Source organism: Aurantiacibacter sp. KMU-128 (genome assembly GCF_056933515.1).
In genome coordinates, this window is sequence record NZ_JBXORT010000001.1 from 614,638 (window position 1) to 628,459 (window position 13,822).

The 13,822-nt window shown below is 63.6% G+C and carries 16 protein-coding genes; 7 read left to right on the forward strand and 9 right to left on the reverse strand.

The genetic code is table 11. The annotated features are described in order from the left end of the window. Positions 1-4 precede the first annotated feature (4 nt). Positions 5-1,039 (forward strand): A/G-specific adenine glycosylase, encoded by a 1,035-nt coding sequence (locus tag ACS0VV_RS03175; protein WP_483531284.1) that lies wholly within the window; start codon positions 5-7, stop codon positions 1,037-1,039. On the opposite strand, the gene ACS0VV_RS03180 is transcribed toward ACS0VV_RS03175, so the two are convergent. Next, entirely contained in the window at positions 1,036-1,257 is a 222-nt protein-coding gene (locus tag ACS0VV_RS03180) for a hypothetical protein (protein ID WP_483531285.1), read from the reverse strand. The genes ACS0VV_RS03175 and ACS0VV_RS03180 overlap by 4 nt on opposite strands. A 171-nt stretch (positions 1,258-1,428) precedes the next feature. Here ACS0VV_RS03180 and ACS0VV_RS03185 point away from each other — a divergent pair, with 171 nt between their 5' ends. From ACS0VV_RS03185 to ACS0VV_RS03195, 3 genes are all read left to right on the forward strand, one after another. After that, entirely contained in the window at positions 1,429-2,712 is a 1,284-nt protein-coding gene (locus ACS0VV_RS03185) for a serine hydrolase domain-containing protein (RefSeq protein ID WP_483531286.1), read from the forward strand. After that, complete coding sequence (gene nudC / locus ACS0VV_RS03190) at positions 2,712-3,599, forward strand: NAD(+) diphosphatase (protein ID WP_483531287.1); 888 nt, start codon at positions 2,712-2,714, stop codon at positions 3,597-3,599. Before ACS0VV_RS03185 ends, nudC begins: the two co-directional genes overlap by 1 nt. 77 nt (positions 3,600-3,676) lie before the next feature. After that, entirely contained in the window at positions 3,677-4,594 is a 918-nt protein-coding gene (locus tag ACS0VV_RS03195; RefSeq protein WP_483531288.1) for a hypothetical protein, read from the forward strand. Positions 4,595-4,601: 7 nt separating this feature from the next. On the opposite strand, the gene ACS0VV_RS03200 is transcribed toward ACS0VV_RS03195, so the two are convergent. The 3 genes from ACS0VV_RS03200 to mgtE all read right to left on the reverse strand — a co-directional run bounded on the left by ACS0VV_RS03200 (position 4,602) and on the right by mgtE (position 7,221). Then, entirely contained in the window at positions 4,602-4,949 is a 348-nt protein-coding gene (locus ACS0VV_RS03200; protein WP_483531289.1) for a DUF4168 domain-containing protein, read from the reverse strand. Between the two features lie 122 nt (positions 4,950-5,071). Next, on the reverse strand, positions 5,072-5,461 hold the full coding sequence (locus tag ACS0VV_RS03205; protein ID WP_483531290.1) for a DUF1489 family protein: 390 nt from the start codon (positions 5,459-5,461) through the stop codon (positions 5,072-5,074). A 341-nt stretch (positions 5,462-5,802) separates the two neighbouring features. Next, entirely contained in the window at positions 5,803-7,221 is a 1,419-nt protein-coding gene (gene mgtE / locus ACS0VV_RS03210) for a magnesium transporter (RefSeq protein ID WP_483531291.1), read from the reverse strand. Positions 7,222-7,336: 115 nt separating this feature from the next. Here mgtE and ACS0VV_RS03215 point away from each other — a divergent pair, with 115 nt between their 5' ends. Then, positions 7,337-7,801, forward strand: a complete 465-nt coding sequence (locus ACS0VV_RS03215; protein ID WP_483531292.1) for a peptidylprolyl isomerase — start codon at positions 7,337-7,339, stop codon at positions 7,799-7,801. Beyond that, positions 7,798-8,949: an alpha/beta hydrolase family protein gene (locus ACS0VV_RS03220; RefSeq protein WP_483531293.1), complete on the forward strand. Its 1,152-nt coding sequence runs from the start codon at positions 7,798-7,800 to the stop codon at positions 8,947-8,949. Before ACS0VV_RS03215 ends, ACS0VV_RS03220 begins: the two co-directional genes overlap by 4 nt. Here the strand turns inward: ACS0VV_RS03220 and ACS0VV_RS03225 are convergent. The 5 genes from ACS0VV_RS03225 to ACS0VV_RS03245 all read right to left on the reverse strand — a co-directional run bounded on the left by ACS0VV_RS03225 (position 8,946) and on the right by ACS0VV_RS03245 (position 12,803). Beyond that, entirely contained in the window at positions 8,946-9,824 is an 879-nt protein-coding gene (locus ACS0VV_RS03225) for a LysR substrate-binding domain-containing protein (RefSeq protein WP_483531294.1), read from the reverse strand. The two genes, ACS0VV_RS03220 and ACS0VV_RS03225, sit on opposite strands and share 4 nt — an antisense overlap. A gap of 89 nt (positions 9,825-9,913) precedes the next feature. Next, positions 9,914-10,870, reverse strand: a complete 957-nt coding sequence (locus tag ACS0VV_RS03230; protein ID WP_483531295.1) for a hemolysin family protein — start codon at positions 10,868-10,870, stop codon at positions 9,914-9,916. Positions 10,871-10,887: 17 nt separating this feature from the next. Continuing rightward, entirely contained in the window at positions 10,888-11,382 is a 495-nt protein-coding gene (gene ybeY, locus ACS0VV_RS03235) for an rRNA maturation RNase YbeY (protein ID WP_483531296.1), read from the reverse strand. Between the two features lie 41 nt (positions 11,383-11,423). Further along, positions 11,424-11,693: a GIY-YIG nuclease family protein gene (locus ACS0VV_RS03240; RefSeq protein WP_483531297.1), complete on the reverse strand. Its 270-nt coding sequence runs from the start codon at positions 11,691-11,693 to the stop codon at positions 11,424-11,426. A 66-nt stretch (positions 11,694-11,759) separates the two neighbouring features. Continuing rightward, positions 11,760-12,803, reverse strand: a complete 1,044-nt coding sequence (locus tag ACS0VV_RS03245; protein ID WP_483531298.1) for a PhoH family protein — start codon at positions 12,801-12,803, stop codon at positions 11,760-11,762. A 139-nt stretch (positions 12,804-12,942) separates the two neighbouring features. On the opposite strand from ACS0VV_RS03245, the gene ACS0VV_RS03250 reads away from it, so the two are divergent. Beyond that, on the forward strand, positions 12,943-13,821 hold the full coding sequence (locus tag ACS0VV_RS03250) for a hypothetical protein (RefSeq protein WP_483531299.1): 879 nt from the start codon (positions 12,943-12,945) through the stop codon (positions 13,819-13,821). The last annotated feature ends 1 nt before the right edge of the window (position 13,822 follow it).

A 13,822-nucleotide genomic window follows, 5' to 3' on the forward strand; every position in this document is an offset into this window, starting at 1 on the left:
CCGCGTGACCGCCACCATATCCGACACGCTTCTCGACTGGTACGATTCCCACGCCCGCGCTTTACCCTGGCGTTCGCCGCCCGGTGCGCCGCCGATGGAGCCGTATCGCGTCTGGCTGTCCGAAGTGATGCTGCAGCAAACCACCGTCGCGGCGGTGAAACCCTATTTCGCAAAGTTTGTGGCGACATGGCCCGATGTGGCGGCGCTGGCGGCGGCGCCGGACGAGGAGGTCATGGCGGCGTGGGCGGGGCTGGGATATTACTCGCGCGCGCGCAATCTGGTGAAATGCGCGCGGGCTGTGGCCGAGATGGGCGGCTTCCCGCGCAGCGAGGCGGAGCTGAAGAGGCTGCCCGGGCTGGGCGACTACACGGCGGCCGCCATCGCCGCGATTGCCTTTGGCGAGCGCGCCGTGGTGGTCGACGCCAATGTCGAGCGGGTGGTGGCACGGCTGTTTGCGATTGCCGACCCGCTGCCGGGGGCGCGCAAGGCTATCCGCGCACAGGCCGATGCAATCACGCCGGATGCTCGCGCCGGAGACTTCGCGCAGGCGATGATGGATTTGGGCGCAACGATCTGCGCCGCGCGCGATGCAAAATGCCTGCTGTGTCCGCTGAGCGCCGAATGCGAGGGCAGAGCCAGTGGCGATCCGCTGCGGCTGCCGGTTAAGGCTGCCAAGAAAGCCAAGCCTAAACGCACCGGCACCGCCTTCTGGATCGAGCGGGCTGGCAAGACGGGGCGCGAGGTCTGGCTCGTCAAACGCCCCGGCACCGGAATGCTCGGCGGAATGCGCAGCCTGCCCGATGACGGCTGGTCAGCGCGCGCCGATGGCGACGGGGAGCCTCTGCTGCAAGGCGCATGGAAAGCGGCAGGTGTGGTGCGCCACGTGTTCACCCATGCCGAGCTGGAATTGGCAGTCGCGGTCTACGCCGGGGACGCGCCAAACCCGGAGGGCGAAGGCGAGTGGTGGCCGGTCGAGACTATCGAAGATGCAGGCCTGCCGACGCTGTTTGCGAAGGCTGCGCGGATCGTCAGCGCCTAGAAAATCCCGCCGCCCAGCATCAGGCGGACGGCGGCGATCAGGCCGACGACGAGGCAGAAGTTGCGCCCGCTATTGCTGCTCGACAGCTGGCCGATCACGACGCCCACCACGATCAGCGGCAGGGCGACCCAGTTGAGCAGGCCGAGGAACGGGATTTGCCCCGGAATAACGATGACCAGCGAGAGCAGGCCGATGAGGAAGGCGAGAATGTTCAACATGTGTTTTACATAAATAACACAGTTGGCGTTTTCAAGCACCATTCAGCTGCAATCCGTTTTAGCGATATTGAAGCTGCGATAGCCCGTGCTATCCCGCCACAAACGATCTTCGGAGAGCTTTCCCCCATGTCCCATGCGTTTCTTGCAACCCCTTTTTCCCGCCGTTCGGCTTTGCGTGGCACCGCCATCTTTGGCGCGGGAGCTGCGGCCACGGGGCTACCCTTCGGTTTTGATGCCTTCGCACAGGAGGCGCGAAACTGGCCGGGGCTGGAGCGCTGGATCGAAGGTTATGTGCGCGGCGGGCAGGTCGCCAATATGATCGCGGCGATCGGCCGGCAGCAGGATGCACCCGATTACGTGGCGCGCGGGCCGCTTGCTTTCGGGCAATCGGGCACGGTCGACGAGGATTCGATTTACCGCATCTATTCGATGACCAAGCCGATCACCGGCATTGCCACAATGATGCTGGTGGAGGACGGGCTGATCACGCTCGACACGCCGCTCGCCGATATCATCCCCGCTTTCGCCAATATGCAGGTGCAGCGGCAATATGACGGGCCGATCACGCGCGACAATCTGGAACCGGCCGAGCGGCCCATCACCATCCGTCACCTGCTGACCCACACCGCCGGTTTGGGCTACAATGTTGTGCAGCAAGGGCCGATACAGCGCGAATATATGCGCCTTGGCCTCGCGCCGGGGCAGGTCAGCAATCTGGAAATTGCCCGCGCCTTCTTCGATGTCGATATGGCCCCCAGCCTTGCCGAATTTGCCGAGCGGCTTGCCACCCTGCCGTTGGTCCGCCAGCCGGGGCGGCGGTGGAGCTATTCGGTCAGCCTCGATCTGCTCGGCTATGTCATCGAACTGGTGAGCGGGCAGAGTTTTGCCAGCTTCCTGCAAGAGCGGATTCTCACGCCCTGCGGCATGACCGACACCGGCTTCCGCGTGCCGCGCAGCGATGTCTCGCGCCTCACCACCAATTACTTCCTGATGGGCGGCCTGCCGCTGCCGCTCGATCCGGCGCGCCAGTCGGTCTATCTTGACGAGCCGGTGTTCCATTATGGCGGCGCAGGGCTGGCTTCGACCGCGCGCGATTATGACCGCTTTCTCAAGATGCTGGTCGGGCGCGGAGTGATCGAAGGCACGCGGGTAATGGAGGCAGAGACGGTGCGCGTCGCTACCAGCAACCTCTTCCCCGATACGTTGGTGAGCGGCGGCGAGTTCGTCACCGAAGGCAACCGCTACGGCTTTGGTGCGGGCGGTCTGGTCGGCACCGGCGAGAGCGCAGGGCTGTTCGGCTGGGCGGGCGCGGCGGGGACGGTGGGCATGGTGCACACCGGGCTCGAACTGCGGATGACGCTGATGACGCAATATATGCCTGCCGAGAGCCTCCAAGTGCAGGCGCAATTCCCGCGTATCGTGTTGCAGGACTGGATGGCGATGGCCGCATCCTGATGGCGCTGCGCACGCCTGCACTGACCGGCCACGGCATCGACCGTGACGATCACACCCGCGCCGATCCCTCGCGCCTTGCCTCAGCCGCAGCGCGCGCGGATGCGGTGTTGCTGGCGATGGATGGACTGATCCCGGTTATGGGCGATGCGGGGCTGACCTACACGCCCTTGGCCGATGCGGGCGAGGGCGAGCGCATCTATCTCGGCCTGAAGGACGGGGTGCCGCTATTCGTCCCCGTGCCCCAGGCAGGCGACACCCGCCCGGCCTACGAACAGGGCGCAAACCGCGCGCTGGTAATGGCTTTGCCGCCGCGCGATCTGGCGATCTATGCCGGGGCGCGGAGCCTTGCCGACTGGCACGCACGCCACCGATTTTGCGCCAATTGCGGCGCGCCGACCACGCTGGCCAAGGGCGGGTGGCAGCGCGGATGCACCAACTCAGACTGCAATGCGCAGCATTTCCCGCGCACCGATCCTGTCGCCATCATGCTGGTGGAGCATCGGGGCTCTGTCCTGATGGGGCGCGGCGCGCATTGGGCTCCGCGCGCCTATTCGGCGCTGGCGGGATTTGTCGAACCGGGCGAGAGTATCGAGGAAGCGGTGGCGCGCGAGACATGGGAAGAAGCGGGCGTGCGCGTGCGCGATGTGTCCTACGTCGCCAGCCAGCCCTGGCCGTTCCCCTCCAACCTGATGATCGGCTGCCACGCCTATGCCGACGATCCGGCTATCACCATCGATGAGGCCGAACTGGAAGACGTGCGCTGGTTCACCCGCGCCGAATGCGAAGAGGCCGTGGCCAAGGGCCGCGATTCTGCCAGCTTCCTCCCGCCCCCGCGCGAGGCGATTGCCCGCACATTGCTCGAATGGTGGCTCGAAGAAACGCGGTGAACCGAGCGGGTGATACACCTGCCATTCATTGACCATTCCCATGAGTCCTGTTTCCGAAATCGGGGAGCGAAAACCACATGAAATCAGCCGTTATTCTCGCAGCGGGTACCATCTTGCTTGCCATTCCCGCGCAGGCCCAGCGGGTCGATCTGGAGGATGTTGTGCTGGAGACGCGCGCCGGCGAGCCGGTGGACATCACCATCAACGATCAGCCGGTGCGGATGATGATCGCGCCCGATGCCGTGTCGGCGGTTACGGTCAACGGCGACACCGCCGCACGATTGGGGCTGGAGCCGAGTATGTTCGGCTTCGTATATGTGATCGGTTCCACCGAATTGCCTTTTAGCACCGATACAGTGCGGTACCATATGCAAGGCGGCACCTTCCGCCGCAGGACGGCCTACAGCGACATTCAGGTTGTTGAAGGCGCGGATGGCGTTGTCAGCCCCGGCCATTTCCCGCAGGAACGCGTCGTGTTGCGGCTGCGCGACGATGCGCCGGGTGACCGCGCACTCACCTATCCGCTGGTGCGGATGGGGCGCAGCCTGACGGGCACCGTGCTCGAAGCGGGCGGCGTGCCGATCCATGTCGCTTTCAGCTTCGACCGCCCCGAAACGCTGGTAAGCGCCACCGGCGGGCGCATCATTGCCGAGGATCGCGGCGGCTATTTCTCCAGCGAAGCGCGCGAGATTCCGGTGCTCTACCTTGTTGAAAGGCCGGTACGCACGCTCACGCTGAGCGAGCCATTATTCCTTGGCGAGCTGGAAATCCGCAATATCGCCGTGCGCGTGGCCGATCATGGCAATGCCGACAGCATTTCCGAAGAAGCGCCCGATCCCGACGAGATCGTCGTCACCGCCAATACCGGCGATATGCCGCGCCAACGCATGTATATCGGCATGGACACAATCGGCCACTGCGCCAGCATCACCTATGATTTCGACGCCGAAGTGCTGACGCTGATGTGTCCGGAGCAGCCCCCAGCGGGCGCCTGAAACCGCTCTAGCGGCTCTGGCGCTGCGCCATTTGCTCCGCAACTTCGGCCTGGACGCGCTGCTGCAAGGCCGGATCGTTGGGGATCGCCTCTACAATCTCGGTGAAACGCACAGGTGTGATGCCGGACGCGTTGATGATCGCGAGCATGGCTGCCTGCTTGTCCCCTTCCGCCATATCGGAATTGCTCCTTATGGCCTGCGTCCGGATGGCGACCGCCACGAACTCGGTCAGCTCGGTGTCCGAAACGGTGATTGTCGGCGCCGGAGCCTCCTGCGTTACCGGTGCGTCCTGCGCGGCGACAGCCGATGGGATGGCAAACGCGGCAGCAGCGGCGAGGGTGGCGACAAACTTCATAAATATCCTTTCACAACGCCGTCTTGCGGCGTTCGCTCGTGCGGTTAGCAGAGTGCACCTGTAGCCACGATTAAGCGGCGGCGGGCGGGCTGGCCTTGCGGACGCGATCCGTCCTGTCTGCTCTAAATCAGGCCCAATCGTTCCAGCTTTCCGGCGAGCTTGCCGGGGATGATGTCGCCGGTCTCCTCGCCATCATCCAGATCGCGCGGCGGCTCGCATTTCAGGTAGCGCCAGCCCTGATGCGCGCGCTTTGGGCGCGGCATGACCTTGATGAGGCGCGGCTCCAGCTCGATCCGCCAGCGGCCGGTATCGGTCTGGCTGAAACCGGTGATGACCGAGCGGGCGACGATATTGTGCTCGTGAATCCAGTAGAGCGAGCCGCCGATGCACTCCTCCCACCGCGTCGGGCGATAGCGGGTGGTCAGAAACGGGCTGCGGCGACCCGCGTACCAGCTTTCGATATCGGCAAAGGACTTCGCGCCGAAGGCGATCTTGGTGAGGTGGAGTGGCATAGTGAGTATGTGGGCCGCGGGCGCGCGCGTCTCAAGGTCGGCTTGGGGCGGTATCGTATCTCAATGCCAATTCTCGTCATGCTGAACTTGTTTCAGTATCCATTCTGCCGCTCATACTGCCGTGCAAGATGGAGAAATGGATCCTGAAACAAGTTCAGGATTACGAAGGATGGGAAGAGGGTGGAGGGTTTCCTACACGCCGCAGCGTGTGAAACCCAACTCTTATGCTCGACACTCCCAAAACCCTGGCAAAACCGCGCCTCCGGGCCGCGCTTTGCCCGGCCGAAAACTTTGCCCCAGGACTGTGTAACAGGTGTATCAGGTTGCGCGATGCGCAACAGTCACATCGTCACCAAACCGCTCGCTACCGCAAGGCCGAGGAAGGCGAAGAAGCCCATCGAATCGGTAATCATCGTCACGAACACGCTGCTGGCCACCGCCGGGTCCTGATCCATCCGATCGAACGCCACCGGCACCAGCACGCCCGCCATGCCGCTGACGATGATGTTGATGACCATGGCGGCGGCAATCACGCCGCCCAGCTGCGGGGTGAAAATCAGCGCGGTGGCCGCGCCGATCAGCACCGCGATGGTCGCCCCGTTCATCAGCGCGACCTTCAATTCGCGCAGCACGAGCCGCCCGGTGTTCGATTCGGTGAGCTGGTTCATGGCGATGGCGCGCACGGTCACCGCCATGGTCTGCGTGCCCGCATTGCCGCCAATGCTGGCGACAATCGGCATCAGCACGGCGAGCGCGACAAGCTGCTCGATCGCCGCGCCGAAAAAGGCGATAATCGCGGAAGCGACCACGGCGGTGCCGAGATTGGCGATCAGCCAGCGCACGCGGGCGGAATAGGCATCGCGCAGCGGCTCGTTAATGTCGCCATCACCCGCGCCCGAAAGCAGCATGACGTCCTCGTCCGCCTCTTCCTGGATGATGTGGACGATGTCATCGACCGTCAGCTGGCCGACCAGCCGACCGCTCTCGTCCACCACAGCGGCGGAAATGAGCGCGTATTTCTGGAAGCGCAGCGCGACTTCTTCCTGATCCATATCGACCGGGATCAGCGTCTGGTCACGCTGCATCACGTCGCTGAGGGCGACGCTGCGCGGTGTGCGCATGATCCACGAAAGCTGGCAGGTGCCGACGGGGTGGTAACGGTGATCGACGACGAAGACTTCCCAGAATTCGGTCGGCAGCGTGTCGTTCTGGCGCAGATAGTCGATGAGGTCGCCCACCGTCATGCTTTCGGGCACGGCGACCAGCTCGCGCTGCATCAGGCGACCGGCGGTTTCCTCGGGATAGGCGAGCGCGGTTTCGATGGCGGCGCGGTCTTCCGCCTCGATCTCGGCCAGAATGGCGCGCTGGTCGGCCTGGTCGAGGTCTTCGATCAGCTGGACGGCATCGTCGGTATCGAGCTGTTCGACAATCCCCGCAATGGCGGCGGCGGGCAGCGCCTCCACCATATCCTCGCGCACATAATCATTGAGCTCGGCGATCACCTCGCTCGACATCAGATCGGTGATGGCGGCGGCCAGCGGCCCGCGATACTCGCGCTCGATCAGCTCGAACAGGTCGGCAATGTCGGCAGGGTGCAGCGGTTCGACGAGGTCGTAAGTGCTGTCTTCATTGTCGTCATCAAGGCTGTCGATGACTTGCCGCACGAATTGCGGGCGCAACCGGTTCTCCTCGTCAAACTGCGCCCCTTCGCCCTGATTGGGCGTGTCAGCTTCCAGTTCGCGCAGATCGGTATCGGCCATGCGGAGCGGTCTATGCGGATGCGGCGCAAAAGCAAGGTGCTAACCGTCCTTGGCGGGGGTGACATTGGCCCGCAGTCCCCTATATCCTCGCGCAACACCCAAAGGAGAATGCCAAATGGCCGATGAAAAGCTGACCTTCACGCTCGATACCGGAGACGGGGAGGCCAAGGATGTGGTCATCAAGCTGCGGCCCGATGTCGCGCCCAACCACGTCGCCCGCATTACCGAACTGGCCAAGGAAGGCTTTTACGATGGCGTGGTGTTCCACCGCGTGATCCCCGGCTTCATGGCGCAGGGCGGCGATCCGACCGGCACCGGGATGAGCGGTTCGGACAAGCCCAATCTGGCGCAGGAATTCAACGACACCCCGCACGTGCGCGGCGTCTGCTCGATGGCCCGCACGCAAGACCCGAACAGCGCCAATTCGCAGTTCTTCATCTGCTTTGACGATGCCCGCTTCCTTGACCGGCAATACACCGTTTGGGGCGAGGTCGAGAGCGGCATGGAACATATCGACGCCCTGCCCAAGGGTGAGCCACCCGCCAGCCCGGGCAAGATCGTGAAAGCCAGCGTGGCTTGATCCGCGCGGGCGCTCTGGCGTCCGCAATCAGTGCAGCCGCTCTGACGGGCGGCTGCACCACTGTGACCCCTATCGACAGGGGCGGCAGCGATCCGGTCGCCGGATGGAATGCCGAAACCCGTGCTTTGGCACAGCGCAGCTGGCTCTACGCGCAGCTGTCGAGCAATGCCTATCTCGATTACGAAAGCTACACCTTGCCCGGCGACGTGGTGCAGCGCGAGCCGCTGCCTACCGATGCGGTGGGCTACGACTTCGTGGTGTTCGACCGCTATGACGGCGACAGGCTGGTCGAGACGATCATCGCCTATCGCGGGACGGAACCCAATGCGGCGGACTGGGTGCTGGGCAATGTTGTCGGCCTGCAGAATGATCGCGGGCTGACATCGGCGCGGCAGGTGTTCGAACAACAGCCCGAAGCCTATCTGGGCGGCGTGTTGCTCACCGTAACCGGCCATTCGCTTGGCGGCGGGATCGCGCATCATGTGACCGATAACACGCTGGGCGAGACGGGTATGACCGTCACCCGCTCGCTGGTGTTCAACAATGCCCCGCGCTTTACCGGTTTCCGCGACGATCACTTCGACCGCACCGCCGTAACCGAGCGGGGTGACTGGCTGGCATCGCTCCGCACGCTCGGCAATGCGCCGCCCGATGTGACCTACTCGCTCGATTGCCAGCCCGGCCTCAATCCGGCGCGCGACCACAAGATCCGCAATCTCGCCGACTGCCTGACATGGATTGCTGCTTTCGATGATCCGGAAGCGCGGCTTTCGCTCAGGGCCAATACCGGTATCGAGCGGCCATTGGCGCAAAGCGATGAACGCTCCCCTCGCGCGTTGGACGATGCGGTGGCGGGCGTGCCGGTCAATCCTTATGTCGAGGATGCCGGAATGGCGCGGGCGGTGGATACGGCCTTGCTCCAGTCGGACGTGCTCGAACCGCTATACGGCATTCGTGCAGGCTACCGCGTCGAAGTCTCGTCGGCCTTCGATGCCAAGGTCGAAGTCGTCTGGTGGCGCAATGGCGTGCGGCAGATGGTCGCGCTGGTCGATTGCCTTGGCGTCGGCGACGACGAGTGTGCGGAGCGGGTAGTCGCTCTAGGCGAGGCGCTGGTGCAGGCCCAGCTCGACGCGGCCTACCGCGATTAGAGTCCCGCCTTCACCAGCCAATCGTGGAAAATGCGCACCGGGCGCGCTTCCAGATCAGCAAGACGGCACATGAACCAGTAGGAATAGGGGCTCTCCACCCGCACATCATACAGCCGCGCCAATCGCGGATCGTTGTTCCGCTTCAAATGGTCGTCATGCATGATGGCAATGCCGATTTTCTGCGCGGCAGCCTCCAGAATAAGCTGGCCCGAATCGTAATGGTCGATCGCGGTCGGCTGCATTCCCGGGATGCCCAGCGCCGTCTTCCACGCCTCCAGACTGCGCGGCATATCGGTGTGGACGAGGAAAGTCTGCTTCGCCAGTTCGACCGCGTCGGGCGTATCGCCAAGCTCGGCTGCGATATCGGCATTGGCGATGGCGTGGAGCGTGTTCTGGTCCAGCTGCACGCCATAGAGATTGGGATCGGGCTCGGTGGTGAGTACAATCGCGGCATCGAGCGTATCGCCCACCCGGTCTACCAGATGCGGGCCGGTGTCGATATCGAGATGCAGGCGCGGATGGCTCGCGCGCAATTCGCCGAGACGCGGGAACAGGCGCTGCGTACCGAACAGCGGCATCACGCCGAGCCGCAGACGCATCAGTTGCAGGTTCTCGCTCTGCGATTCCACCGCCGCCGCCAGCGCCTCTATGCGCGGAGCGACCGCATCATAGAAAGCGCGCCCTTCATCGGTGAGCCGCATAGTCTGGCCGGAGCGTGAGAACAGCTTCTTCCCGGTAAAATCTTCCAGATTGGTGATTCGCCGCGAGAGCGCCGAAGGGCTGAGGCCCAGCTCGTTCGAGGCCGCTCTGGCAGAGCCGAGCCGCACCGTCCGGATAAAGGCCTCCAGGGCACGCAGGGGCGGAAGACGGCGCATGGGCACCTTGTTCCAATCAATCGCGCGGCTGTCGAGCGAAATTGTGCAGTGCGGGCAATATTCTGCTGCGTTGCACCATTTTGCGCCACCTATTCGTCTTCGTCGGAATCCTCGGGCACAGGGGCGTGCAGGCGCAGACGGGTAACGTGTGTTTCATCGCCCTCGGTCACTTCAAGCCGCCAGCCCGACGGGTGATCGAGCACGGTGCCCGGTTGCGGCACTTCCTCCGCCAGCACGAAAGCGAGGCCGCCCAGCGTATCGACCGCCTCCTCGATCTCGGCCAGTGCCGGATCGCCGACCTTTTCGGCGACATCGTCCAGCTCTGCGCGGGCATCTGCGTCCCAGATGCCGGGCGCGATTTCGACAATCTGCTCGGTCGGTGCCTCGTCATGCTCGTCTTCGATCTCGCCGACGATTTCCTCGACCAGATCCTCGATCGTGATGATCCCGTCGGTGCCCGAAAATTCGTCCACCACGATGGCGAGGTGGGTGCGGCGCAATCGCATATCGGCGAGCACGTCCAAGGCCCCGCGCGCCTGTGGCACATAGAGCGGTTGGCGCATCAGCGTTGTCCAATCGTCGGGCGGCGGCGTTTTGTTGGCCAGATAGACGAACACATCCTTGATGTGCATCATCCCGATCACATCGTCCAATTGCTCGCGATAGACGGGCATCCGGCTGATCCCGTGTTCGGCGAACAGCGCAACCATGTCGTCCCAACTCGCTGCCGCATCCACCGCGATAATCTCGCCGCGCGGGATCGCCACATCGTCCGCGTCGTGATCGCTGAAATGCAGCAGATTGCGCAGCATGGTGAGTTCGAACGCTGACAGATCGCCCGTGCCGGGCGCTTCCGGGCCGCCATTGCGCGCGGCTTCGTCCTCGTGCTCATCGATGGCTTCTTCCAGCTGCTCGCGCAGCGAGGGGCTGTCATCGCCTTTGATGAGGCTGCGGATCGCGCTCCACAATCCGCCACCAGAGCCGTTGTCGCTCCTACTCTCGGCTTCTCCCTGTTGGGAGCCGTCGCTTGATTCTGTGTCGGGCATCGCCCTGTCGCTTTTCCCTATGCAGCGTTGGATGCGCTATATGGGTCTGCGATACCCAAAAGCGCAAGTATCTTCACTTCGAGAGCTTCCATTTTCTCGGCATCGGCCTCGCTCGTCTCGTGGTCATAGCCCGCAAGATGGAGCAGGCCGTGAACGATCAGGTGGCTGGCGTGGTGGGTGAGGGGAACGCCCTTGTCGGCAGCTTCGCGGGCGCAGGTCTCGTAGGCGAGGGCGATATCGCCCAGCATTTCAGGCGGGCCATCATCGGGATCGAGATGCACCAGATCCTCGCGCTCCAGCATCGGAAAGCTGAGGACATTGGTCGGCTTGTCGCGATCCCGCCATTTGCGGTTGAGTGCGTGGACCTCGCTGTCGCTGGTGAAGAGCACGCTGGTAAGGAGGCGCGGGTTCGCCAGTTCCGGCGTAACCTGCGCAGCGGCGTGCGCGGCGGAAGCGGCGAGGGCTTCCCATTCGCCATCGGGCCAGTCTTCGATGTCGATTTCTAATTTCATCGATTATCCGTCACCCCCGCGAAAGCGGGGGCCCCGCTAACTCAGGCGTTGAGGGTTTCATATAAATCATTCCAATCGCGGTTCATTGTTTCGATCAATTCAATCTTCCAAGCGCGACGCCATTTCTTGATCGCTTTCTCGCGCGCAATCGCATCTTCGATCCGGTCATGCCATTCCATATAGACCAATCGGTTGAAGCCATACTTCGCAACAAACCTTGATCCCTTGCCCTCGCGGTGATCGGTCACGCGTTGCGGCAGATCTGCGGTAACGCCGGTGTAAATGCCGCCGCGATACCGGTCGCTCATCATGTAGACCCAACCGCCTTTCATGAAGAAAAGCGGGATCCCCGCTTTCGCGGGGACGACGAGGGTGGATCAAGGCGCGGCATCCTCGCCCTCATACGCCTCGACAATCCGCCCCACGATCGGGTGGCGCACCACATCGGCGACGGTGAAGCGGGTGATGCCGATCCCCTCGACCCCTTCTAGCCGTTCCACCGCATCGGCCAGCCCGCTCATGCGGTCGCCGCCGGGGATGTCGACCTGCCGCGGATCGCCACAGATCACCATGCGGCTGTTCTGGCCGAAGCGGGTGAGGAACATCTTCATCTGTTCTTTCGTGGTGTTCTGCGCTTCGTCGAGGATCACGAAGGCGTCCGCCAATGTCCGCCCGCGCATAAAGGCGATGGGCGCGATTTCGATCTCGCCGCTGGCAATCCTCCGGTCGACCTGTTCGGGCGGCATACAATCATACAGCGCGTCGTAGAGCGGGCGCAGATAGGGATCGACCTTTTCCTTCATGTCGCCGGGCAGGAAGCCCAGCTTCTCGCCCGCTTCCACCGCAGGGCGCGAGAGGATTAGGCGCTGCACGCTGCCGGTAATCAGCTGGCTGATCGCCTGCGCCACCGCGAGATAGGTCTTCCCCGTACCCGCCGGGCCAAGCGCGAAGATGATGTCGCGGCTCACCAGCTGGCGCATATAGTCGGCCTGCATCGCGCTGCGCGGCGTGATCGTCTTCTTGCGGGTGCGGATCATGATCGGCGGAGCCTTGGCATCGCCGGTGATGATCCCTTCGAGCGTAGGCTCGTCTGCCATGTTGATCAGCGCATCGATCGCGCCCGCATCAAGCTCTTCGCCCGTCACCAGCTTTTCGTGCATTTTTACCAGCACGTCGCGCGCCCGCGCCACATCATCGGCGACGCCTTCGATAGCAACCTTGTCTCCGCGCGCCGCGATATAGACGCCGAGCCGGTTTTCGATCTGCACGAGATTGGCATCGAACTGCCCGAACAGCGCGCCGAGCACGGCTTGCTCGTCAAACCCGACTTCGATGCGCGCGCGCCGCGAATGGTCATGCCGCGTTTCCGGGTGGGCGATGGTGGCGGCGTGGGTGCCGCTCCGTTGAGCTTTGCGAGCCATGTGGGTGGGAGCCGAGTCCTTTCGCTGGTTCTATACAGCAAATGTAAGCGCCACAGCGCGGCTGGCAAGCGGGCGGGCCACGCTTCACGGTGGAAAGTCATCCACCTGTCATTCAGCTTCGGCGCGTAAGCTGGCGTTCATGTTGAGCTTTCGCCTAGCTGTCGCCGCGCTCGCCTTGACCTTCGCCAGCGCAGCCGAGGCGCAGGACCAGGACGCGATCATCGTCAGCGGAGAGCTGCCCGAAGCCGGGCAGGTGCGCGCGGCAGTGCAAGCGGTGATGCAGGAGCGCGGCAACGATACGCCGCTGCAACGCTATCTCGATCCCATATGCCTGCACGTGACCGGGATGGCGGCGCAGGCGAACGCTTTCGTGCACGAACGGATGCTGGCCAATGCACGGCAAGCAGGCATTCCGGTTGCCGAGGAAGGCTGCACCGCCAATGCGCTGGTCTTTGTGGTGGCGGAACCGGAGGAATTGCTTGCACTTCTGCAGGATCGCCAGCCATGGGTGATCGAATCCGAGAACCGTCGCCGCGTGACATTTGAAGTGGGCGAGGGCGCACCGGTTATCGTCTGGCACAATGTGGAAGCCCGCTCGGCCGAAGGTGCGCGCCTGGCGCATAGCGCAACAGTCGCCGGGCTGAACGGGACGATCGCTCCACTTTACATGAATGCCCGCATCAACAATCAGGCCCGCACCCGCCGGACCGGCGCAACCTACAGCATGGCAGTCGTTAGCGGCGCGGTGGTACTCGATGCAGACTGGCTCATCGGCATGGATCTGGAACGGGTGAGCGATTACGCGACGATGCGCCTGCTTGCTCCGGGGCTGGAGCCGTATGATCACGAGTTTACCGTGCCGACATCGGTGACATCGCCCTTTATAAACGGGCAGGGCGAGCAGGTGTTGACCCGCTTCGACCGGGCCTATCTGCGGGCGCTCTACGAGCTCGATCCCGCTGCGGCCGCAAACCGCCTGCCGAATGCGGTAGCGCGGGAGTATGAAGAGGAGGGTTAGG